Annotated in this window: 17 protein-coding genes, 1 pseudogene and 1 riboswitch; of the genes and pseudogenes, 7 read left to right on the top strand and 11 right to left on the bottom strand. The window is 69.7% G+C overall.

Annotation, left to right across the window (positions count from 1 at the left end; all coding sequences use genetic code 11):
• Window positions 1–272: 272 nt before the first annotated feature.
• The gene (locus E0504_RS36255; protein WP_131626733.1) at window positions 273–890 is read right to left on the bottom strand and encodes an ABATE domain-containing protein; all 618 of its coding nucleotides are present in this window, start codon (window positions 888–890) and stop codon (window positions 273–275) included.
• Between the two features lie 129 nt (window positions 891–1,019).
• On the opposite strand from E0504_RS36255, the gene E0504_RS36250 reads away from it, so the two are divergent.
• From E0504_RS36250 to E0504_RS36240, 3 genes are all read left to right on the top strand, one after another.
• A complete protein-coding gene (locus tag E0504_RS36250) occupies window positions 1,020–1,472 on the top strand; it encodes a VOC family protein (RefSeq protein WP_112107109.1) in 453 nt (150 codons plus the stop codon).
• A 159-nt stretch (window positions 1,473–1,631) separates the two neighbouring features.
• On the top strand, window positions 1,632–2,537 hold the full coding sequence (locus E0504_RS36245; RefSeq protein WP_112107110.1) for a pyridoxamine 5'-phosphate oxidase family protein: 906 nt from the start codon (window positions 1,632–1,634) through the stop codon (window positions 2,535–2,537).
• A gap of 151 nt (window positions 2,538–2,688) precedes the next feature.
• Window positions 2,689–4,020: a hypothetical protein gene (locus E0504_RS36240; RefSeq protein ID WP_131626732.1), complete on the top strand. Its 1,332-nt coding sequence runs from the start codon at window positions 2,689–2,691 to the stop codon at window positions 4,018–4,020.
• 544 nt (window positions 4,021–4,564) lie between these two features.
• Here the strand turns inward: E0504_RS36240 and E0504_RS50735 are convergent.
• The 7 genes from E0504_RS50735 to E0504_RS36205 all read right to left on the bottom strand — a co-directional run bounded on the left by E0504_RS50735 (window position 4,565) and on the right by E0504_RS36205 (window position 11,331).
• Window positions 4,565–4,729 (bottom strand): hypothetical protein, encoded by a 165-nt coding sequence (locus E0504_RS50735; protein ID WP_160144296.1) that lies wholly within the window; start codon window positions 4,727–4,729, stop codon window positions 4,565–4,567.
• A 250-nt stretch (window positions 4,730–4,979) separates the two neighbouring features.
• Window positions 4,980–7,352, bottom strand: a complete 2,373-nt coding sequence (locus tag E0504_RS36230; RefSeq protein ID WP_131626731.1) for a cation-translocating P-type ATPase — start codon at window positions 7,350–7,352, stop codon at window positions 4,980–4,982.
• Window positions 7,353–7,376: 24 nt separating this feature from the next.
• Window positions 7,377–8,351 carry a hypothetical protein gene (locus tag E0504_RS36225; RefSeq protein WP_112107115.1) on the bottom strand — a complete coding sequence of 325 codons (975 nt, stop codon included), beginning with the start codon at window positions 8,349–8,351 and terminating at the stop codon, window positions 7,377–7,379.
• 55 nt (window positions 8,352–8,406) lie between these two features.
• Window positions 8,407–8,613, bottom strand: coding sequence for a heavy-metal-associated domain-containing protein (locus tag E0504_RS36220; protein WP_071059598.1), 207 nt, complete (start codon window positions 8,611–8,613; stop codon window positions 8,407–8,409).
• A gap of 245 nt (window positions 8,614–8,858) precedes the next feature.
• Entirely contained in the window at window positions 8,859–9,536 is a 678-nt protein-coding gene (locus E0504_RS36215) for a hypothetical protein (protein ID WP_112107117.1), read from the bottom strand.
• A gap of 422 nt (window positions 9,537–9,958) precedes the next feature.
• Window positions 9,959–10,180 carry a heavy-metal-associated domain-containing protein gene (locus tag E0504_RS36210; protein ID WP_071059600.1) on the bottom strand — a complete coding sequence of 74 codons (222 nt, stop codon included), beginning with the start codon at window positions 10,178–10,180 and terminating at the stop codon, window positions 9,959–9,961.
• A gap of 41 nt (window positions 10,181–10,221) precedes the next feature.
• Window positions 10,222–11,331: a sulfite exporter TauE/SafE family protein gene (locus tag E0504_RS36205; RefSeq protein WP_112107149.1), complete on the bottom strand. Its 1,110-nt coding sequence runs from the start codon at window positions 11,329–11,331 to the stop codon at window positions 10,222–10,224.
• 740 nt (window positions 11,332–12,071) lie between these two features.
• Here E0504_RS36205 and E0504_RS36200 point away from each other — a divergent pair.
• From E0504_RS36200 to E0504_RS36180, 4 genes are all read left to right on the top strand, one after another.
• Complete coding sequence (locus E0504_RS36200) at window positions 12,072–14,612, top strand: cation-translocating P-type ATPase (RefSeq protein ID WP_112107119.1); 2,541 nt, start codon at window positions 12,072–12,074, stop codon at window positions 14,610–14,612.
• 612 nt (window positions 14,613–15,224) lie between these two features.
• Window positions 15,225–15,653 carry a hypothetical protein gene (locus tag E0504_RS36190; RefSeq protein ID WP_207974646.1) on the top strand — a complete coding sequence of 143 codons (429 nt, stop codon included), beginning with the start codon at window positions 15,225–15,227 and terminating at the stop codon, window positions 15,651–15,653.
• A gap of 91 nt (window positions 15,654–15,744) precedes the next feature.
• Window positions 15,745–16,344, top strand: a complete 600-nt coding sequence (locus tag E0504_RS36185; protein WP_112107123.1) for a DUF305 domain-containing protein — start codon at window positions 15,745–15,747, stop codon at window positions 16,342–16,344.
• A 799-nt stretch (window positions 16,345–17,143) separates the two neighbouring features.
• A riboswitch (cyclic di-AMP (ydaO/yuaA leader) is annotated at window positions 17,144–17,271 on the top strand.
• 234 nt (window positions 17,272–17,505) lie between these two features.
• Window positions 17,506–18,402 carry a C40 family peptidase gene (locus E0504_RS36180; RefSeq protein WP_243657778.1) on the top strand — a complete coding sequence of 299 codons (897 nt, stop codon included), beginning with the start codon at window positions 17,506–17,508 and terminating at the stop codon, window positions 18,400–18,402.
• A gap of 151 nt (window positions 18,403–18,553) precedes the next feature.
• On the opposite strand, the gene E0504_RS36175 is transcribed toward E0504_RS36180, so the two are convergent.
• From E0504_RS36175 to E0504_RS36165, 3 genes and pseudogenes are all read right to left on the bottom strand, one after another.
• Window positions 18,554–19,483: a M56 family metallopeptidase gene (locus tag E0504_RS36175; RefSeq protein ID WP_112107128.1), complete on the bottom strand. Its 930-nt coding sequence runs from the start codon at window positions 19,481–19,483 to the stop codon at window positions 18,554–18,556.
• On the bottom strand, window positions 19,480–19,872 hold the full coding sequence (locus E0504_RS36170; protein WP_112107130.1) for a BlaI/MecI/CopY family transcriptional regulator: 393 nt from the start codon (window positions 19,870–19,872) through the stop codon (window positions 19,480–19,482). Before E0504_RS36170 ends, E0504_RS36175 begins: the two co-directional genes overlap by 4 nt.
• Window positions 19,873–20,379: 507 nt before the next feature.
• Window positions 20,380–20,832, bottom strand: a pseudogene (locus tag E0504_RS36165) (transposase); the annotation flags it as partial.
• Window positions 20,833–20,839: the final 7 nt, after the last annotated feature.

Genomic DNA, 20,839 nt, shown 5'->3' with positions numbered 1-20,839 from the left:
GGCCAGCCCTGGCGCCGCTGCTACCAGCGGCAGTACCGCCGCCACCGCTCGCGCCTAAAACGCCACCTGCGGATGGGCAACAATCGATACCCGCGCAGTACCAGCCCGCGGCGGTACGGGCCGCGGGCTGGAGCTGAAACGGTGGTCCGGAACGTCCACGCTGATGCTCGGGACGGCGATCGCGGTGGCGTTCGCGCGTGACCGGGCCCAAGCCATACCTGGCGGTCGGCTGACCAGTCCGCGTAGCCGGACCGTCACGACACTGGAGCCCGCTACGGCGACCCGGTGGCTCCATCAGGGGCCTGGCGGATCTTGGCGTAGTGGCGGGCGGCTCGGGCCCGGTTGCCGCAGCCAGCCGAGCAGTACTCTCGCCGCGGCGCGCCGTGGACGAAATAGAGGACACAGCCAGGCCCGTGGCAGGCCCGCACCTCGGCGCCGGAGGGTCCGCCGAACAGGCGCACTGCGTCGTCGGCCAGCGCGGTGAGCGCGAGCGTGACGGGTCGGTCCGCGCAGCTCACCACCACCCGGGGTTCGGGGTCGACGCGCAGCTCGCGCCACCACGGTGTTCGCCGGGCGAGCTTGTTCAGGGCGGCAACCGCGTCGGGATCCGCCTCGCGGCCGTTCGCCGCCGCACCGGCCAGCGCTCGGACCGTGTCTCGTAGCTCGCGTGCCATCCGCAGGTCATCCTCGCCGACAGCACGCAGGTCGTCCTCGGTGAGCGCGACCGTGAGCCGCGGACGCATCGCGCGCATCCAGTCGACCAGTTCCAGCGCCGTCCGCAGGGCGTCGCGGGGACGGCCCCGCATGGCGTAGATGGTGTTGCCCAGCTCGATGGCCGGCGGTTCACCGAGCATCGGGGCGCCGTCGTACTCAGGAGGGGCCTGCTCCATCAATCTAACGCTACCTCCGGGTTGACACCGTTAGAAGGCTCGGGCATCTTTCTAACGGGATGGGTGCAGTCGGGCCGTTAGAACGGCTGATTCGCGAGTCGGAACCAGATCCACAAATCGGAGGTACACATGGGCAATCCTGGGCCGCAGACCGGCCACGTCGGTCTGAACGTGACCGATCTGACCCGCTCGACCGCCTTCTACCAGCGGGTCCTCGGCCTCGAGGAGCTGGGCGGGCAGACCAACGGCGACCGGAAGTTCGCGTTCCTCGGCCGGGATGGCACGCTCCTGCTCACCCTGTGGCAGCAGAGCGAGGGGGCGTTCCCCACAGGGCTGCCCGGGCTGCACCATCTGTCGTTCCAGGTCGCCGACCTCGAGGCGGTCCGCCAAACGGAGGTGGTGCTGCGCGAGATCGGCGTCGAGCCGCTCTACGACGGCGTCGTCGCGCACGGCGAGGGCGCGTCGTCCGGGGGTGTGTTCTTCACCGATCCGGACGGCATCCGGCTGGAGATCTTCGCCCCAACCGGCGCCGAAGCCGCACCCGTGCCAACCCAGGGCGCCCCGACCTGCGGCTTCTTCTAGCAGCCGGGATCCCGACGCGGCCTGTGGTGGCTCTGGGCGTCCCGCCCGGGCCACCACGGCGGCCATCCCGAACCCCCGCGACGCCGGGAGCCGACACGAGCTGGACCGCCTGCGCGGGCCAGGCGACGAGCCAACCCGACCTGACGGAAGGAACCAGTCATGCTCCACGCGGGCGAACGTTCGGTACAGGCGCGCGCGAGCCTGCCCCCTGGCCCGCGCGGATCGGCCGTCGTCGGCGCCACCATCCCACCAGTGGCCGCGGAGTTCCTCGGGCAGCAACGGATCCTCCTGCTCGGAGCCGCCGACGAGGCCGGCGCGGTCTGGGCCAGCCTGCTGACCGGCACGGCCGGCTTCGTCGCCGCGGCGGACGAGGAGACCATCGTCGTCGATGCCCTGCCCGGTGCCGGGGATCCCCTCGAAGGCGCCTTCGCCGCGCGGCGGGACGTCGGCCTGCTCGCCCTCGACCCAGCCAGCCGCCGACGGATGCGGGCCAACGGGAAGGCCCGCTGTGACGGCGGCCGGATGGTGGTCAACACCGACCAGGTCTACTCGAACTGTCCGAAGTACATCCAGCCACGCCACCTCGCGCGGGACGACGCCGAGGCGGCGCGCGGGCCCATCGTGGTGACCACCGGGCTCACCGCCAGCCAGCGGCGCTGGATCGCCGAAGCCGACACCTTCTTCGTCGCGACCCAGGCCGCCGGCCTCGGGGCGGACACGTCGCACCGGGGCGGGAAGCCGGGCTTTGTCGCGGTCACCGGCCATGGTCGGCTGACCTGGCCTGAGTACCGCGGCAACTCGATGTACATGACGCTGGGCAACATCGAGCTCGACCCGCGCTGCGGTCTGCTCTTCCTCGACTGGGAGCACGGCCACACCCTGCAGCTCACCGGTCGCGCCCGGGTCGACTGGAATCCCGACCGGGCCGCGACGGTGCCCGGCGCGCAGCGCGTCGTCGACTTCGAGGTGCAGCGGGTCGTCCAGGTCTCGGCGGCCATCCCGCAACGCTGGTTCATCGCACGATTCCCCCGCGACCCGCGAGAACGAGCTCACCGGACAGAGTGACCGGTGCTGGGGTAGTGATTCGAGTCCCCTTGGTGATGTTGACGCCGCGCTGGGTGCGCCCTCGAGTCGGCCAGAGATCTCGACGCGCGTCGACGCCTTGACTACCGGTCCTTGTCGGCGGGGCCAAGATCGGGGCGGTCATACTGGGTCGATGCTCGCGATCCTGGCCGGCAAGCTGGATCCCGCCGCCGGGACAGTGTCAGACCGCTCTGAGGACGCGCTGACCGACGCGGTGTTCGGCGCGATTCGCCACCTGCCCTATCGGCGGGTGCTCGGGGCGGTGCTCGCCGCCGTCGGCGTGCCGGTCGATCCGGAGACGTTGGACCGCGCGCGGGTTGAGTTGTGGCCGAGTTACCAGGTTCCCCAGCTGCCGGGGATGCGGGTCGAGCCGGACGTGGTGGTGACCGCCGGGACGACGGTGGTCGTGTTCGAGGCGAAGTACACCTCCCCGTTCTCGGTCTACCCCGCAGACGGGCCGGCCGGCGGTGAACCGCTGCACCAGCTCGCCGCCCAGTACGCCGCACTGCGCACGGTCACCGCGGCTCGCGGTTGGCCGGACCCGGTGGTCGTGGCCGTGACCGTCGGAGCGATCCGGCCCAAGGCAGACCTGGAGTTGGCCGAACGGTCCGTCCGTCAGCTGGTACCGGACGTCGGTGCGGGGCGGTTCCGCTGGCTGCCCTGGCACCGGATCGCCACCTGCCTCGACACCGCCGACGGGCTGGCTCCCCATGAACGGTGCCTGGCCGACGACGCCCTGAGGTTCATGGAAAGTCGGGAGGTACGCGAGGTGTTCCACCGCCTGGATCTGGCCGCCTTTGAGCAGGTGGCGGCGGCACAGCGGACCGCGATCGGACAGCTCTATCCTCAGCTGCGGCTGTTCTTCGACAGCTTCACCGCCGCGTTGCAGGCGGAAAGGGTCGACTACTCGACCCCGGCTTGGAAGGGCATGCAGTTCGCCGGGGCCAGCACCTCGGTCAGTCGACCAGCCGAATGGGCACGGGCCGCGGTCGGGGTCGCCTACTGGCCCGGCTACTGGCCGAAGCGGCCGGGGACCTCGTCGAAGACGCCGTCGATTCTGGCGTTCTTCGACTTCTACGACCCCGCGTTCGAGGTCAGCCTGACCGTCCCCTCGCCGAACGTGGCAGTGGCGATGGAGCGCTGGCAGCCGCACGCCGCCGCACTCGCCCATGAGCTGGCGACGCTCCACGGCTACGACGTCGTCGTCGACAACCCCGACCCCACCGGCCTCCGCGTCCAGGTCGCGGCTGGCGACATCCACCCTGCCTGGCTCATCGACGCCTTCGGCCGGCTCACCGGCAGCAGCCGTCTACGCCTCCGGCGCCGGACGGAGCTGGACTCCCTCACCGTGCAGACAGCCCGAGACCTGTTCCTCGATCTGTGCGCAGCAGCTGGGAGATGCCCCTCGCTGTGGGCCATGACCACCGCCAGCGGCCAGACCGAACGCCCCTTCCCGACCGGCTGAGGCGCCAACGAGCGAGCGGGCGACCACCTGACGGTGCCGCCGCACCCGTATGAGGGTGGCCCGTCGGATCTGGTGTAAACGCCGAGGCAGCGCCCGGCCTGACAGAACCGTCCTGACAACGAATCCGGGCCGCCCCGTGGGGCGAGGGCCGCGTCCGTTTGTGCACTGTGGGCGACCGGCCCAGATTTGACGCTGCTGCTTCGGAGCCCGGTCCAGTCGCCGGGCTGACTGCGGCCGTTCGGCCCGGATGGTCAGCTGCCTCAACGAAGGGCGGCTCCCGGAGGCGCCGCGACGTCAGGGTTCGAGCCCCTGTCGGTCCACCACGATGAGTAACAATGCCCTGACCTGGGCAAATAGGTAGGACCTACTAGATTCGACGCTTGATCGAATGGAAGATGTCCAGGTCGGGGTGTTGATCGTTTGGTTCGACCCCTCGAACATACCGGTGGATCTCGACTACGAAGTGTAGTGATGGTGGGTCCGGCTGGTCGACGAGTTCGGACCTAGGGGCTGAGACGTGCGGCGGTCGACGTCCTGCTGGAGGCTACTCGCGGTCAGTGCGCATATCCTGGCGGTGCCAGGCGTGGTCGTCGACGATGCCCCCGTGAACGGGGAGCAGGGCCTCGACAGGCTTGGAAAGTGCCTGGCCGACCACTTTGATGTTGAAAACTGTACGTTCCAGGTCGAACCAGCCCAGCACCGCGATCACGAACCCGTCCTACACCGCTAACGGACTACTGGGCGGTGGCCTGCTGTCCACCGTGTCCGTCACCAGCTGGCCCGAGGAGCGCGCGAACGCGGTCGCGTCCGTGCTGGTCGCTGTGATGATCCTGCCGCCCTGACCGCCACCAGCGTGCTCGGATCCGCCTGTATAACCTGGTCTCCTGTCCGGCGTCATCCTCGTCGCCCTGGTGCGAGCAGGTTGCTGCTACCCGGGTAGCCCAGCGGGTCCAACGGTCTCAGCTGGATGTCTTCGCGGTGTCTCGGTGGGGTCGGGGGATGGGTGCTGTCGTGGTGGGTGGGATGTCGACTTGTGCGGTGAACCTGCGTAGTCGCAGGCTGTTGGCGACGACGAACACCGAGCTGAACGCCATGGATGCGCCGGCGATCATCGGGTTGAGCAGGCCTGCCGCTGCCAGGGGCAGCGCGGCGAAGTTGTAGGCGAACGCCCAGAACAGGTTGCCCCTGATGGTTGCCAGGGTGCGGCGGGAGAGCCGGATCGCGTCGACGGCGGCCCGCAGGTCGCCGCGGACGAGGGTGAGATCGCTGGCCTCGATGGCGACGTCGGTGCCGGTGCCCATGGCGAGGCCGAGGTCGGCCTGGGCGAGGGCGGGGGCGTCGTTGACGCCGTCGCCGACCATCGCGACGACCTTGCCCTCGGCCTGCAGGCGCCTGATCACGTCGACCTTGTCGGCTGGCAGCACCTCCGCGATGAGGGTGCCCGGGCTGGTTTCGATGCCTACTTCTGTCGCGACCGTGCGTGCGACGGCCGTGTTGTCGCCGGTGAGCAGCACGGGGGTGAGCCCCAGCCGGCGGAGCTGGGCAACGGCCTGTGCCGAGGTGGGTTTCACGACGTCCGCGATGACGAGGACGGCGCGGGCCTTCCCGTCCCAGGCGACGCCGACGGCGGTGCGGCCGGCCGCCTCGGCGGTGGTCCTGGCCGTGGCGAGGTCGGGCGGCAGCGGCTGGCTCCACTTCTCCAGGAGGGCCGCCCGCCCGATGAGGACGGCGTGCCCGTCGACGACCCCCTGGACGCCGAGTCCTTCGAGGTTGCTGAACTGCTCGACGTCGGGCAGGTCGCCGACCCGCTCGCGGGCGCCGCGGGCGACCGCGGCGGCGATCGGGTGTTCGGACGCGTTCTCCAGCGCTCCGGCGAGCCGCAGCATCTCGGTCTCGTCGACGCCGGTGGCGACGTGGATCTCGACCAGGTTCATGCGTCCCGTGGTGACGGTGCCGGTCTTGTCGAGCACGATCGTGTCGACGCGCCGGGTGGATTCGAGTACTTCGGGGCCCTTGATGAGGATGCCGAGCTGCGCTCCCCGGCCCGTTCCGACCAGCAGTGCCGTCGGGGTGGCCAGCCCGAGGGCACACGGGCAGGCGATGATCAGCACGGCGACCGCGGCGGTGAACGCGGCGGCCGGGCCGGCGCCCGCGCCGAGCCAGAAGGCCAGGGTGGCCGCGGCCAGGGCGATGACGACCGGCACGAACACACCGGAGATCCGGTCGGCGAGCCGCTGCGCGGCGGCCTTGCCGTTCTGGGCGTCCTCGACGAGCTTCGCCATCTGGGCCAGCTGGGTGTCGGCGCCGACCCGGGTGGCGCGCACGACCAGCCGCCCGCCGGCGTTCACCGTCGAGCCGGTCACCGCGTCGCCCGGGGCGACCTCCACGGGGACGGACTCGCCGGTCAACATCGAGGCGTCGACGGCCGAGGAGCCTTCTTCGACCGTGCCGTCGGTGGCGATTCGCTCGCCGGGCCGGACGACGAACCGCTCGCCGGCGGCCAGCTGCCCGATCGGGACCCGGACCTCCGTGCCGTCCCGCAGGACCGCCACGTCCTTGGCGCCGAGTTCGAGCAGCGCGCGCAGCGCAGCGCCGGCCTGCCGCTTGGCCCGTACCTCGAAGTACCGGCCGGCGAGGATGAAGGTGGTGACTCCGGCCGCGACTTCCAGGTAGATGTTGCCGCTGCCGTCGCCGCGGGCGATCGTCAGCTCGAACGGGTGCGTCATCCCCGGCGTCCCGGCTGTGCCGAACTGCAACGCGTACAACGACCAGCCGAACGCCGCACCGACGCCGATCGAGATCAGCGTGTCCATCGTCGCGGCGCCATGTCGCAGGTTCGTCCAGGCGGCGCGGTGGAAGGGCCAGGCGGCCCAGGTCACGACGGGGCTCGCCAGGACGAGCGAGAACCACTGCCAGTTCGTGAACTGCAGCGCTGGGACCATCGCCATCACGATGACCGGAACCGCGAGCACGATGCTGGTGATCAGGCGGTGGCGCAGCGGCCGGGTCGGATCGGGTTCGGTGCCGGCCACACCTACGGCCGGTTCCAGGCCCGCGGCCGGAGGCCGGGGCAGTTCGGCGGTGTAGCCGGCTGCCTCCACCTGGGCGACCAGCACGGCCGGGTCGACGCCCTCGGGGGCGCTCACCCGGGCTTTCTCGGTGGCGTAGTTGACGGTGGCGGTGACGCCGTCGAGCTTGTTCAGCTTGCGTTCGATCCGGTTGGCGCAGGACGCGCAGGTCATCCCGCCGATCGCGAGCTCGATCTCGGTGACCGGGGCGTCGGTGGCGTGCGCCGTGGTGGTGGTGGCGGCGGTCGTGGTTGTGGTGCTCATGCCGGCCGATGTCTCCTCTCGCGATCAGTGCCCGTGGCTGTCGTCGGCGTGCCCCGCCGTGGGCGATGTCGTGGGCGATGTCGTGGCGGCGTCCGGCACGGCCGGTCCGGTGGGCACCGTGAACTCCGCTGTGCGGACGACTCCGTCGTGTCGGAAGTCGAGGAACAGCCGGTAGCTGCCTTGGGTGGGTACGTCGGCCACGAACGGGATGTCCGGGCCGGCTGACGTGTCCTCGCCGTCGGGATGTACGTGCAGGTAGGCCAGATCGCCCTCACGCAGCGCCACCAGGTGCCCGTAGGCGCCGAGGTAGGGCTCCAGGTCCGTCACCGGCTGCCCGTCCTTGTGAACCGTCAGGGTGAGCGGCGACGCCTGCCCGCCGACCAGGTCGCCGGCGAGAGTCACCTCGTAGCCGTCCACCGAAGCGCTGCGTGTCGGCGGGTGGGTGATCGGCTCGAACCGGCCCGGTGCGGTCAGGTCGACGCCCAGGGTGGTGGCCGTGGCGCCGGTGGGGGTGAAGTCCGCGAATGCCCGGTAGGAACCGGCCGTGCGCACCAGTAGGGGAACGGACCAGGTCCCGTCGGGTGCCATCGTCGGATGGAGGTGCTGGAACGCACTGCCGTCGCGGCGCACCACGATCAGGTGCATCCGCTTGTCGTGCTCGACGTCGAAGGCGGTGACGGCGTCCCCGTCAGGCCCGGTGATCCGGAACGTGAAGTCGTCCGTGTCATCCAGTGTCAAGGTCGACGCGGTGGGTGTGAAGGTGTAGCCGCTCAGGCTCGACGCCAACCCGCCCGGCAGGTCCGAGGCGTTGTCCGAGGCGTCATCGGGGGCGGTGCCGCCGTGGCCGTCCCCGTGGCCGGTGCTGCCGGTGTCGGAGCTGTGCTCCGGGCTGGTGGTGGCCGCGTCCAGCGGACCGACCGCCGCGCCGACGCCGTAGGCACCACCGATGACCAGGGCGAGCGCTGTGCCGAAGGCGGACAGTTTCGCGATCGTGTTCATTCGCACTCCCTTCTCGCGGGGCCTGGCCGTGGCCGCGACCCGCAGGGCGCCGGCCTCAGCCGACGAGCTGGTAGCCGGCCTCCTCGACCGCGGTGCGCACCTTGGTCGGATCGAGCTGCCGGTCGCTGGTCACGGTGACCGCGCCGGAGCCCAGGTCCACGGCCACGTCGGTGACGCCGGCGATCTCGCCGAGTTCTTCGGTGACCGAGGCGACACAGTGGGCGCAGGTCATGCCCGTGACGGTGTAGGTGGTCGTGGTCATCGGGAGGTCCTCTCTCGGAGTCTGGTAATGCGCCGGTACTCGACGGGCCGCGCGTACTGGCGGCGGCCAACTCGACGTACCGAACATACCCCCGGGGGGTATCCATGGGAAGGGGTGCGCCCTTCGCTGCCACTGGCAGAAGGAACGCGCGGTCGACTCGCCGTCCCACGTCCATCGCCCCGCCCCGGTCGACCGAGCGTGCCGTCCTACGTCACCCGCCAGCGCGGAAGCGCGGGAAGCCAGACTCAGTCGTCGTGAGGTGCGGTGCCGGGGCGATGGGCGTGGCTCGACGTGGGCGCAGGCCGCTCCGGTTCGCCGGTCTCTCCCACCGTCGGTGGTGTGGGGGGCGTCCCGCCTTCGCCGCCGCCTGGGGTTGGGGTCGCTGGATGCTCCCCGTTCTGACCGTGGGAGTGCGGGACGGACTCGTCCGTGGTCTCGTGGCCGTGGCTGTGCGAACCGGCGAGTTCTACCGCGGGCAGCGCGAGGCCGGCAACACCGGCGCCAGCGGCACCGATCACGACGGCCGCGCTGAGCGAGGAGCGGAACCCGCGCGCGTGCCGGGACCACAGGCACCACAGCGCGAGGACGCAGACCGCTGCCTCGAACGCGACCGTGGTGAGGTCGACTCTGTCGATCTGTTCGGGCATGCCGGAGTGGGGGCCGACAGGTAGCCCGGAGGTCCGGCTGACTGCCCACAACAGGATCGACCCGGCGTTGACCAGCAGGCCCGCTGCCATCGTCCGCCCGCCGGCCCCCCGCATCACAGCGAGCGCCCAGCCCGCCTGGAAGACCGCCGTCGCGAAGAAGAACATCCCTGACAGCTGCCAGTCACCGAAGTGGCTCGGCGCGACAGCGAGATGGGTGGCGGCGGCGCCGAGCGAGGCGAACGCCGCCATGATCCTGCCTGCCCCGATGTCGGTCATGATCCGAGGCTCGGTTCGCCTCCGACCTGTCGTGCGTGACGCGCCCGCAGTATCGACCGGGCCCGGGGACGAGTCGGTGTACGACGCCGAAGACGGATAGGGGCCCTCGATCTGCTCGTGCTCATGCCGGTCGCCCGGACGAAGCCGCTCCGAGGCCGCGCCCGGCCGCGGGGACGACCGCCTGGCCGGGGTCGCGTTGCGTGCCGCGTGGCGTCCCGTCTGGCGGATGACGAGCGGTGCGGTTGGTGGACTGTCCACGGTTCGCCTCACGTGGTCGGGCGCGCCGGCGCGGTAGTCGTATGGGCCAGTGGTAGGCGCCGTGTCGATGGGCCACTCCGTGGCGGAATGCCCGCGGTGTCGTCCACCCGGAGCTTCGTCCTCCGCGGCGTGCCGCCAGCTCGCGTGTCCGCTGCCCGGATCCGTCACAACAGCGGCGAGGCCCGGTAGCCGAGTTCTTCGATCACCTTGACCACGTCCTGCGGGCTGTTCTGGCTGAGGTCGAGTTCGACCGTGGTGCGCGCCTGCTTGAGGGCGGTCTGGGTGGCGCGCACGCCTGGCAGGTCCTCCAGCGCGTCGTCGATGAGCAGCGAGCAGCTGCCGCAGTGCATTCCTTCGACGCGGAACGTGTGTGTGGCGACGGACACTGTAGTACTCCGTTCTCCTTGTTCGATTGAAGCGGACGCGGTCAGACGACGGTGATGAGGCCGGTGTACATGCCCATGCCGCACGCATAGCGCAGCTGGCCGGGCTCCAGGACGCCCAGGTCGATCGTCGTGTCGCCCTCGACCGGCAGGACCTCCTCGACGTCGCGGTCAGGGATGACGAACGACCGGATGCAGCCCTGCACGTTGTCCGAGTGCACGACCAGCGTGGTGGGCACACCGGCCTGCACCTGGACGTTGCCTGGGCTGTAGGCATCGGCGCGAGCGGTGATTTCCACGGTCTGGCGGCCCTCGGCGGTCGAGGCGGCGGACGTATCGGCCGTCGGCGGCTGGGAGAGACCGAGGGTCTCGGCGAGCCGGTTGGCGGCCAGGGGCGAGCCGGCGAGCTGCAGGCCGCCGTTGAGGGTGTAGAGCCCCATCGCCAGCACGACCAGTCCAGTGACCACGGCCAGTCGGCCACGCCACGCGGTCGCGGCCTTGCGGGCGGCGTAGCCGAGGACGGCGAACAGCGGGCCGGTGCCAAGGACGAACACACCCATCGTGGCCGCGCCCGCCAGCGCAGACCCGGACGCGAGTGCCAGCGCCTCCACCGACAGCGTCACGCCGCACGGGATGAGCACGGTGGCCAGACCGAGCAGCGCCGGTGCCAACGCGGCCTGGGAACGGGCACGCCTGCGGACGACCCTCGTCCACGACGCGGGCGGTTCAACGACGACGCGGCGGAATCCGGGTACGCCCAGCTGGGCGAGACCGAACAGCATGATCAGTAGGCCGGCGCCGGTCTGTAGCCAGGTGCGCGCGTCGACCGAGAGTTCCACCGCGCTGCCGGCCGCTCCCAGCAGCGCCCCGAGCAGGACGTGGGAGACCAACTTGCCGGCCAGGAACCCACCGACCGGCACGAGGTCGTCGCCGAGCTGCGCGCGCCAGTCCGGTTCCTTCCCTGCTTGCGGCGACCGCCTCCCTGGACCAGACCGCGCCCGTTGGCCACGGGCCGAGTGGCGGCCTCGGACGGGTGCGCCACCGGGCAGCCGCGCTGATCCCGCCGCCGCAGCACGCTGCCGGGTGATCAGACCGGTCAGCAGTCCGCCCTGTACCGCGGCACAGGACACCCCGCCCGCAAACAAGCCGGTCACGAGAACAGTTGCGAGATTCACCGAACCTCCGCGACGGCGGACGAGGGTACCGAAGGACTCCCGGTCGAGCACCAGCTGGGCGTCTCGCGAGAAGGCGCTGGCAGCGACGCCCGACATCGCGGGCTCCTTCTCGTACGGCGGCGCCTACCGGCTGCCGTGTCCGGCTTCCCTCTCCGGGGCCTCGCCAGTCGTGGCGCCCGGAGGAAGGACGGAACCCTTTTCCTGCCCGACGTGCATGTCGAAGGGAGCGCCGAGACCGGGGCAGGATCGGCACGCGGTCCGGCGTGAGTGGCCGAAGGCTACGCTAAACCACTACCGCACGTAGTAGACAAACGGGTCAACAGTGACCGGCCGAAGTGGTCCTTCCAGCTGCCGAGAGAGCGACGGTGGCAGCGGCTGGCGCCCTCGATCCTTGGTAGTTCCTGCCCCAGGCATCTAGGCCTTTGTCGCGGGGGGAGGGTGGGCAGGCGATCCAACCGTCCAAGGAAGATGATGCGGCTTGATGACTTACTACGGGGTGCAGTAGATAGCGAAGGCTTGGTGGTCCGCCACTCTCAGCCCACTTCCGGTCCCGTGGCCCGACCGGGTGCGGGGGAGCGCGACCCGGGCGGACCTGCCGCCTGCCTTCCCGTGGGCAACGCAACGCATCTATACCCATGGGGGGTATAGATGTATGTTCTCTGGTCCGAGCGCGGGCCTGGCTCGGCCCGCCGGCGGTCGTTTGCGGGGAGGAGCCGGTCATGTCTTCACAGGTGGACGACGGTCGGACGTCGACCGTGGTTCTGGAGGTCTCCGGGCTGCGGTGGGCGACGGAGAAGGCGCGTGTCGAGGCCGTGCTGGGCCGACGCCCAGGGGTGGTCGAGGTGGCGGCGAACCCGGTGGCGCAGACCGCGCTGGTCCGCTTCGACCCGGAACAGACCTCGACGGCGCAGCTGGCGGGCTGGATTCGCGACTGCGGCTACCACTGCGACGGGCTGTCCGTTCCGGCGCACATCTGTGATCCCTTCGCCGAACCGGGGCGGCCCCCCGCACACACACCGGTAGCGTCCGTGCCGGTCTCACCTGCGAGAGCTTCGGATGCCGAGGCCGCGAGCGAACCGCGGTCCGGCCAGGTCGGACCCCGACCGGACGTCCCGTCGCACCATCCCCCTCACCCGCCTGCTGCCCACGAGGCACACGCCGTGCACGAACCACACGCTCGGCACGCCGGCCACGGACCAGGAGACGACCGGACCCCGGTCGCCTCTCCGCATAAGGCAATGGGCCACGGCGGGCACGGCGACCTGTCGATGGCCGGGATGGTCGCCGACATGCGCCACCGATTCCTGGTGGCTGTGATCTTCTCGGTCCCGATCCTGCTGTGGTCGGCGATCGGCAGGGACGTGCTCGGCTTCGAGGTTCCCGCCCCGCTTGGGCTGCGCGACGACGTGTTCCAGCTGTTCCTGAGCCTGCCAGTGATCTTCTGGGCTTCGTGGATCTTCTTCGACGGGGCGTTCAGAGCGCTACGTGCGCGGACCCTGGACATGATGGTCCTCGTCGCCGTCGCGATCGGTACCGGCTGTACGTACTCCCTGGTCGTCACCCTCACCGGCGGCGGCGAGGTCTTCTACGAGGCGGCTACCGTGCTCGCCGCCTTCGTGTTGCTGGGCCACTGGTTCGAGATGCGTGCCCGCGGCGGCGCCAACGACGCGATCCGCTCGTTGCTGGAGCTGGCGCCTGAGAAGGCGTTGGTGCTACGGGACGGCGAACCTGTCGAGGTGTCGACCGCGCAGGTGGTCGTCGGGGACCTGCTGCTGGTCCGGCCGGGCGGCAAGATTCCGGTCGACGGAGTGGTCGCTGACGGCGAGTCCGACATTGACGAGTCGATGGTCACCGGCGAGAGCCTGCCCGTCCACAAGGCGCCGGGTTCCGAGGCGATCGGTGCCACCATCAACACCACCGGCACCCTGCGGGTCCGAGCGACGAAAGTCGGCGTCGACACCGCCCTGGCGCAGATCGTCTCCCTGGTCCAGGAGGCGCAGAACAGCAAGGCTCCCGGCCAGCGGCTGGCTGACCGGGCCGCGTACTGGCTCGTCCTGATAGCCCTTATGGGCGGGCTCGCCACCCTGCTGGTGTGGCTGCTCGCCACCGACCGACCGACGCAGGAGGCGGTGCTGTTCGCGATCACCGTCGTCGTCATCACCTGCCCGGACGCCCTCGGTCTGGCCACCCCGACAGCGATCATGGTGGGCACCGGACTGGGTGCCGGCCGGGGCGTCCTGTTCAAGAACGCGACAGCGCTGGAGACCGCTGCCGGCGTCACCGCGGTTGTCATGGACAAGACCGGCACACTGACGAAGGGCGAGCCCGAGGTCATCGACGTCGAGACGATCGACCTCCCCGAGGAGGACCTGCTGCGGTTGGCGGCTGCGGTCGAACGGGAATCCGAGCATCCGCTCGCGGCGGCGGTCGCCCGCCGTGCCGACGCGCGCGGCATGCCCCGGCACCACGCCGAGGCGTTCCGCAACGTCCCGGGGCAAGGCGCGGTGGCCACCGTCGACGGGCACCGCGTCGCGGTCGGCAACAGCCGGCTGATGCGGGCCGAGCGCGTCGCGCTCGGCGACGCCGCCCACCGGCTGGACGCCCTCGCGGCCGACGGGCGCACGGCCGTGCTGGTGGCGGTCGACGGGCGGATCGCCGGCATCGTCGGGTTCGCCGACACACCGCGGCCGACCGCCGCGGCGGCGGTTGCCGCACTGCACGACGCCGGCGTCGAGGTCGTGATGCTCACCGGCGACAACCTGGGCACGGCGCAGCGGATCGCGAAGGAACTCGGCATCGACACGGTGATCGCCGAGGTCCTGCCAGGCGACAAGGCCACCGAGGTCGCCCGGTTGCAGGCGGGCGGCCGACGAGTGGCGATGGTCGGCGACGGCGTCAACGACGCTCCGGCGCTGGCACAGGCCGACCTCGGCATCGCGATCGGCGCCGGCACCGATGTGGCGATCGAGACCGCGGACGTGGTGCTCATGCGCTCCGACCCGCTCGACGTGCCCGCCGCCCTGCTCATCGGCCGCGCCACCGTCCGCAAGATGCGCCAGAACCTGGCCTGGGCCGTCGGCTACAACGCGGTCGCGCTGCCGATCGCCGCCGGCGTCTTCGAACCCCTCGTCGGGCTCACGCTACGACCCGAGATCGCCGCGCTGACCATGTCCGGGTCCAGCTTCCTGGTCGCGGTGAACGCCCTGCTGCTCAAACGGCAGAAGCTGCCGCGAACGTTGACAGAACCGGCCTCGGCTTAGGACCGCGGCGAGGTGGCCGCCGGTGCCGACACTGCACACCAGGATGTCGACCTGCTCGAACCGGTTGGCGAACTCGTGGCCCAGCCCGGCGTAGGCGGCAACGTTGTCCGGGGTGCGGTACTGGTCCGGGCAGTAAGACGTCAGGGCCGGGCCTGGTCCAGCCGCCCTCCGGGTTCCTCTGTGTACCCGGGGTTGGCGCCTTCCGGCTTGGCCCAGAAGCCCCTGCCGGAGTCGACGAACGGGTCGCTGACCCACATCACCGGGGGACCCACCAGCCCGTCCGGCCGCGGCGCACCCGCCGGCCTGGTACCTGGCGCGGGACGGTTGCAGACGCGCGAACCGCTTCGGGCGATCGGAGGTCGGTGCGGGCACGGACTCTGCTCCCCTCTACAAGCTTGGCGGCGAACTCCCGAATCGAACTACCACTACGGAGCATAGTAGTTTTCCTTCGGAGCGCCGCCGTGTGCATGGCCTTGTCGTGGCCCTCGGCCAGCGAGCCTCGGGGAGTCATGGCTAGGTAAAAGGGCTGATGGCCCCTTCTTGGGTGGCACCTCGCGCCCCCGCGGGCGAACGGTCATGGCGGCAACAACTATCTTGCGTAGTAGGCTCTGGGTGGCGGACGCGGAAGAGGGTGACGTGACGCGCTGCGAGACACCGGCACGACACGGCGCGCTCTGGGCTCGACTCACGCTCGTGTCAGCCGTCCTGCTCGGGCTGCTGGCGATGCACGCCGGCCTGGCCGCGCAGGTGCACGCGCTCGTTTCGCCGCCCTGTGTCCAGGGAACCGACCGTGACGTTCACCCGCACTGGTCCCACTCGCACGAGCCTGGGGCCGAACCCCACGGCCACCAGGGCGTGCTCTGTTCGGCGGTGTTCCGGGACGACCCCGAACCGGTTCACGGCGGCGAACAACACGGCCTGGCGGCCATGTCCACCCCCTTCGGTGCCTCTGCCTTCACCGGGACGCGTGGCGACCCACCGCAGACGCCGCCGCCTCGGTACGTGACCGACCTGTCTGTCTACTGCGTGTGGCGGCTGTGAGCGGACCTGCGTCGGACGTCACGCACGCCTGTCGGCGCGCTCGACGACTCCGGCCTCAGATCCGTTGGCAATCCGACACCGAGGACGACTCGTGCGAAGAAGACGCCACCTTGGACTCGCCGCCGTAGCACTGGCCCTGACAGCCACGCTCGCGGCGTGCGGGGGCGACGACACCCCGACGGGCCCGTCGTCCGCCACAGCAGGGAGCAGCAGTGAGGCCAGCGACAGCGCCCACAACAACGCGGACGTGATGTTCGCCCAGATGATGATCCCGCACCACCAGCAGGCCGTGAAGATGGCGGAGCTGGCACCCGACCGGGCCGCCGATCCGGCGGTGCTCGCGCTGGCCCAGCAGATCGGGACCGCGCAAGCACCGGAGATCGAGACGATGACCGGCTGGCTTGCAGCGTGGGGCGAACCCACCGCCATGCCCGGCGCCGGCGGTCATGGCACCGACGACATGGGAATGATGTCGGAGGGCGACCTGACCGCTCTCCAGACGGCGTCTGGTCCGAACTTCGACCGCATGTTCCTGGAGATGATGATCCGGCACCACGGGGGTGCGATTGCGATGGCACGCACCGAACAGCGGGACGGACAGTTCCCCGACGCCGTGGCCCTGGCCAGGACGATCGAGTCCACGCAGACCACAGAGGTCGAGACCATGAAGGGCCTGCTCGGTACCGGATAGCCGAGCAGGGCCCTGGGGCACCGGCCGCGCGCCGGTGTCCCAGGGCACCTCGGGTCCCAGGCGCGACACTCGGCACGACGAACGCGAACGTCGGTCGCGGCGAATGACCTGACGACGAGACAGCTGACGACCGGAACAGCGGAACGGCTGGGAGACCTCGAAGTCGAGGCCATGGACCAGGTGTGGGCCGCGAGCGGCCCTCGTGGCATGGCACCAGGCCGGTGCCGGAGACCGTCCTGCCGGAGATGGTGGCCTTAACGGCCCGTTTCGGACCTGCGAGCAAGGCGACGGGGCAAGACGATCCACCCGGACTACCCGACCGTTCATCGGACACCGCGGGCCGCAGCGGCTTTGGCGGCCCCGACAGACGTCCCGTCAATCCTTCCGACAGCCACCAGTCTCGATGATCAATGTCTTTCGGTGGTGGAGAGGTCAGCACCGAGAGATCCCCTCACCCCGGGCAACTATGTCTCGTAGTAGGTGCCGAGCCTCGCGAAGGGTGGGTGGTGTCCGGACGCAGTGCGCCGAATTGCTGTCCTGATCCTCGCTGCGCGGGCCCGGGGAGGCTTGGTTGGGTGGCGGTCTGACCGCGATCTGGTGATCGAAGGCACTCCAAAGGCGCGTCTACTCCGCTCGGCGAACCTAGATCTTGCTGGAGCGGCGTGGATGTCCGTCGAAGATCTTCTGAGATCTTCCGATTGCTACCTACTATGCTCTGTAGTTGGTAGTGTGTGCATCTGCTGCAGCATCGGACCGTACGCCGAATCCTGCCCCTGGTCCGGTGACCCCTCCGACTTGCATCTGGGGCAGGAGCGGGGGAACCACGTTCCTCCGGGCGTCGCCTCCTTCGATGCCCTTGGGGTGAAGCCGAATACGCACGGGGCGTTCGGCCGGGCTCCCAGCCCGAACCCGACAGCTCACCTCGCATCACCTCGCAGGCGTAGGGGAAGGATCACCATGGTGTCTGCGCAGAGTGCGCAGCTTGATGCAGAAAGACGCCGACAGGAGGGACGCGGTCGCCACCGGGCTCCGTCCGTCCCCACAGCGTCGAGCCGGGCCAGAGCGCGGGCCCGCGCTGTCGCAGCGGTGACCACTGGCACTGTCGTGGTCTCCGGTATGGCTCTCGCTGGATGTGCGCCGGAGCCCAGCTCGGACGGCGCGTTGGACGACAGCACGAACACCACGTCACTGACGCTCGCGACCCAGATCGGGTCCCGGGTGGCAGTCGACGGCCCCGTCCAGGGTGCCGCGGGAGAGGGCGCGTCGCGCACCGTCCTTGATGCCACGACGGACATCTCTGCACCGACTCTGTCGTCCAAGATCGACGTGGGTCTGCGCGTGACGAACCCCGACGTGACTGTCAACGCGGACGAGCCTGTCAATGTCGGCTTCTCGCTGTTCAACGAGGAGACCCACGCCCCGCTGGCGGACCAGCTCATCAAGGTACAGGTCAAGCTACCCACCGGCTGGGCGACCTTCCTGCACCTGACCACCGACGAGCGTGGCTTCGCCTCCTACACGGCCCGCGTCCTCATCACCACGAACGTCACGGTGATCTTCGATGGAACGGACGCCCTCCAGTCCGCCCGCTCGGAGAACGAGGCGACGCTGCGCGTACGCCCGGCCCCGCCGCCGGTATCTGTGCAGGGCACCAGCAATGCCGTGAACGTCGAGACTCCGGCGGTCGACGTCAGCATCCCGGCCAACACGCTCGGGGAGAAAGCCGTATACCTGGCGTCGCGGCAAGCCGGTAAGCCCTACGTCTACGGGGCGACCGGGCCGTACAGCTTCGACTGCTCCGGCCTGGTGCAGTACATCTACAAGCAGCTCGGCAAGACACTTCCCCGGACCACCGACCAGCAGTACGCGGCGACAACCAGGATCGCTCAGGGCTCCGAACAGCCAGGCGATCTCATCTTCTTCGGCCAGCCCGGCGCGATCTACCACATGGGGATCTACGCCGGTGGCGGGAAGATGTGGGTCGCGCCGAAGACCGGTGACGTGGTGAAGCTCCAGACCATCTGGGCGGACTCCTACTCGGTCGGTCGGGTGACCTGAGCCGGTTCCACTGGCCATCGTGGCCCGGGCGGCTTTCGGCGGCGAGGTGCCGGTGGTCGTTGCAACCGATCCCCTAGTAGGCCAGCCGGTCTGGTCTGACTCCCACGCCGCTGTGAAGGCCATGGTGCTGCAGGCGGTCGCAGCGAGACGATCAGACGCAGTGATATCCGAGCTCATTGAGGGCGGGAACCGTGGTCATAACGAGTGGCAGGAGGAGCAGCACGGCGACGATGAGGCTGCGAGCCACGACGGCGGGACGGGACAGGGGCGGCTCCGCGGTCAAGAGACGCAGTACCCGTTGCCGTACGCCGGTGTTCGCCATGCCCAGCACGGATGCTGGGGGAGCCGCGAGCCGTAGCACTGCTTCGGCGACGACGTGGGGAGCGCTGCGCCGGGCCGCGCTGTCGTCAGCGGTGAGTTCGACGAGTCGGCGTAGCTCCTCCTGTCCTGTCCCGAAGAGCGGCACGGCTGGGAAGGCTCCGGCCAGCACGGCTGCCGTCGTGAGGATGAGGTGGTGTCTGCCTGCGAGATGGGCGCGTTCATGCGCGATGACGGCGTCGAGTTCGGTGGGATGCAACGCTTGCAGCGCGCCTTCGGTGACGACGACGCCCCCGCTCCGGCCCGGTAGGCAGAACGCACTGCGATCAGCATGATCCAGTATGTAGATCCGAAGTGTGGGATGAAAGCGCCCGAGCAATCGGACGTCATGCCGATGACGGACGCGCGATCGACGGCCGGTGATGGTGACGGCGACGGCGACATGAAGGAGGCGGAGCGCCGCAGCGGTGCTCAGGACGACGCCGGCAACTCGTGGAGTCGTCCAGTGGATGGAGATCGTCAGGTTGTGGTTGGTCCAACCGCACCACTGGACAAGCAGAACCAGCGTGTCCCCGATCGCGTGCAGCGGTATGAACAGGAGCGTTGCGGCCAGTACCGCCACGGAGACCACGGAGATCATCGCGGCCAGCCACATGGCGACGGCGAGCCGCGGCGCACGGGACGTCCAGGAAGCAGCGCGGAGGGCGTAGGGCAGACCGTAGGCGACGAGGGCCGCGTACACCGCGAGAACACCAAAGATCATGATGGGGTGGGTTCCTCATCGTCGCGACCACGGCTGGAGGAGTGCCACTGCACCGCTTCGCGCAACGTCTCGTACTCCGCAGCATCCATGGCGTGCACGAAGTGGAGCAGCGTCAGGCCTCGGTCGTCCGCCCCGGAAAGCACGGATCTCATCAGCTGGGCGGTGTAGGCGCTGCGGCCCAATGCGGGCTGGTAGCGGTAGGAACGTCCGGCTCGTTCCCGGGTCAGCCACCCTTTGTGGAACAGCCGGTCCATGACGGTCATCACGGTCGTGTAGGCCAACGGGCGTGTTGGCGCGAGTAGTGCCCGGACATCACGGACAGCCACCGGCCCGCGTGCGGACCACACCCGGTCCATGATTTCGGCTTCCAGGTCGCCGAGTTGTTCCACAACTCCCCCTCGTACGGCACCCGACAAGCACCGCGTCCATCTCATCCCGCGCCTACGCGAGCGGTCCTGCTTGCCCCGGTCACCGCCTTCGGCTGCATCTGGACATCGCTGCGGCCGGTGACGTACGTCCATCCCCGCAGTCTTGCCCGTCGCCGGACGGACTGGCGTGGCTCGACCCCTTGTCGCCGATACCTACTATGGATCGTAGTTGCTGAGGTGAGTCTCATGGGGCGCAATCTACCCTAGCTTGGAGTGGAGGACGTCCCGAATGCGCGTGTGGGCCGACTTGCTCGGTGGTCCTGCCTGTGGGCCCAGGTGCCGGGAGGGTGCTGATCTGCTACATGACATAGTAGTTACGCCGCATTGGGGGCAACGAGAGGATGTGTGGGTGGATCGCGCCAGGAGGTACGTCGACCAGGCTCGTGAGGAAACGGCACTGCTGCTGGGACGCCGTCCGCGAGCGAGGGCGGAACCCGTCAACCTGATCGAGGCAAGATCTTGTAGGAACTACTGAGCTGGGTGTTCCGTGTCGGCGGTTGGCTGGTCGTGGGTCTGTTCGGGTGGGTTGATCCAGGCTGGTGTCGGCAGCGGCGGTGGTGTCGGTGGGCGGCGGACGAACCGGTCCGGTCGGGTGGCGTAGGCGGCGGCGAGAACCTGGGCGCGGGCGGCCTGGACGGTCTCGGCCTGGCCGTGGTGGACGGTCGCGGGGGTGAGCAGACCGATCCCGGAGTGCCGATGGTCGGCGTTGTAGTAGTCGAAGAACTCGCGGCACCAGGCGCGTGCGGTTTCGATGCTGTCGAACCTGCGGGGATAACCCGGCCGGTACTTCAAAGTCTTGAACTGGGACTCGGAGTAGGGGTTATCGTTGGATGTCCTGGGCCGGGAGTGGGACTGGACTATCCCGAGGTCGGCGAACAGGAAAGCGACGGGTTTCGAGGTCATGGAGCAATGCCGTGAAGCTTAAGTC

The sequence above is a fragment of the Parafrankia sp. BMG5.11 genome, from assembly GCF_004337455.1.
The sequence above is the reverse complement of the archived record's forward strand: the minus strand, read 5'-3'. Positions and strand labels throughout refer to the sequence as shown.

Bases quoted from the DNA above. Each gene is read 5' to 3' on its own strand.
- E0504_RS36255 (WP_131626733.1), bottom strand. From the start codon at position 890: ATGGAGCAGGCCCCTCCTGAGTACGACGGCGCCCCGATGCTCGGTGAA.
- E0504_RS36250 (WP_112107109.1), top strand. From the start codon at position 1,020: ATGGGCAATCCTGGGCCGCAGACCGGCCACGTCGGTCTGAACGTGACC.
- E0504_RS36245 (WP_112107110.1), top strand. From the start codon at position 1,632: ATGCTCCACGCGGGCGAACGTTCGGTACAGGCGCGCGCGAGCCTGCCC.
- E0504_RS36240 (WP_131626732.1), top strand. From the start codon at position 2,689: ATGCTCGCGATCCTGGCCGGCAAGCTGGATCCCGCCGCCGGGACAGTG.
- E0504_RS36230 (WP_131626731.1), bottom strand. From the start codon at position 7,352: ATGAGCACCACAACCACGACCGCCGCCACCACCACCACGGCGCACGCC.
- E0504_RS36225 (WP_112107115.1), bottom strand. From the start codon at position 8,351: ATGAACACGATCGCGAAACTGTCCGCCTTCGGCACAGCGCTCGCCCTG.
- E0504_RS36220 (WP_071059598.1), bottom strand. From the start codon at position 8,613: ATGACCACGACCACCTACACCGTCACGGGCATGACCTGCGCCCACTGT.
- E0504_RS36215 (WP_112107117.1), bottom strand. From the start codon at position 9,536: ATGACCGACATCGGGGCAGGCAGGATCATGGCGGCGTTCGCCTCGCTC.
- E0504_RS36200 (WP_112107119.1), top strand. From the start codon at position 12,072: ATGTCTTCACAGGTGGACGACGGTCGGACGTCGACCGTGGTTCTGGAG.
- E0504_RS36175 (WP_112107128.1), bottom strand. From the start codon at position 19,483: ATGATCTTTGGTGTTCTCGCGGTGTACGCGGCCCTCGTCGCCTACGGT.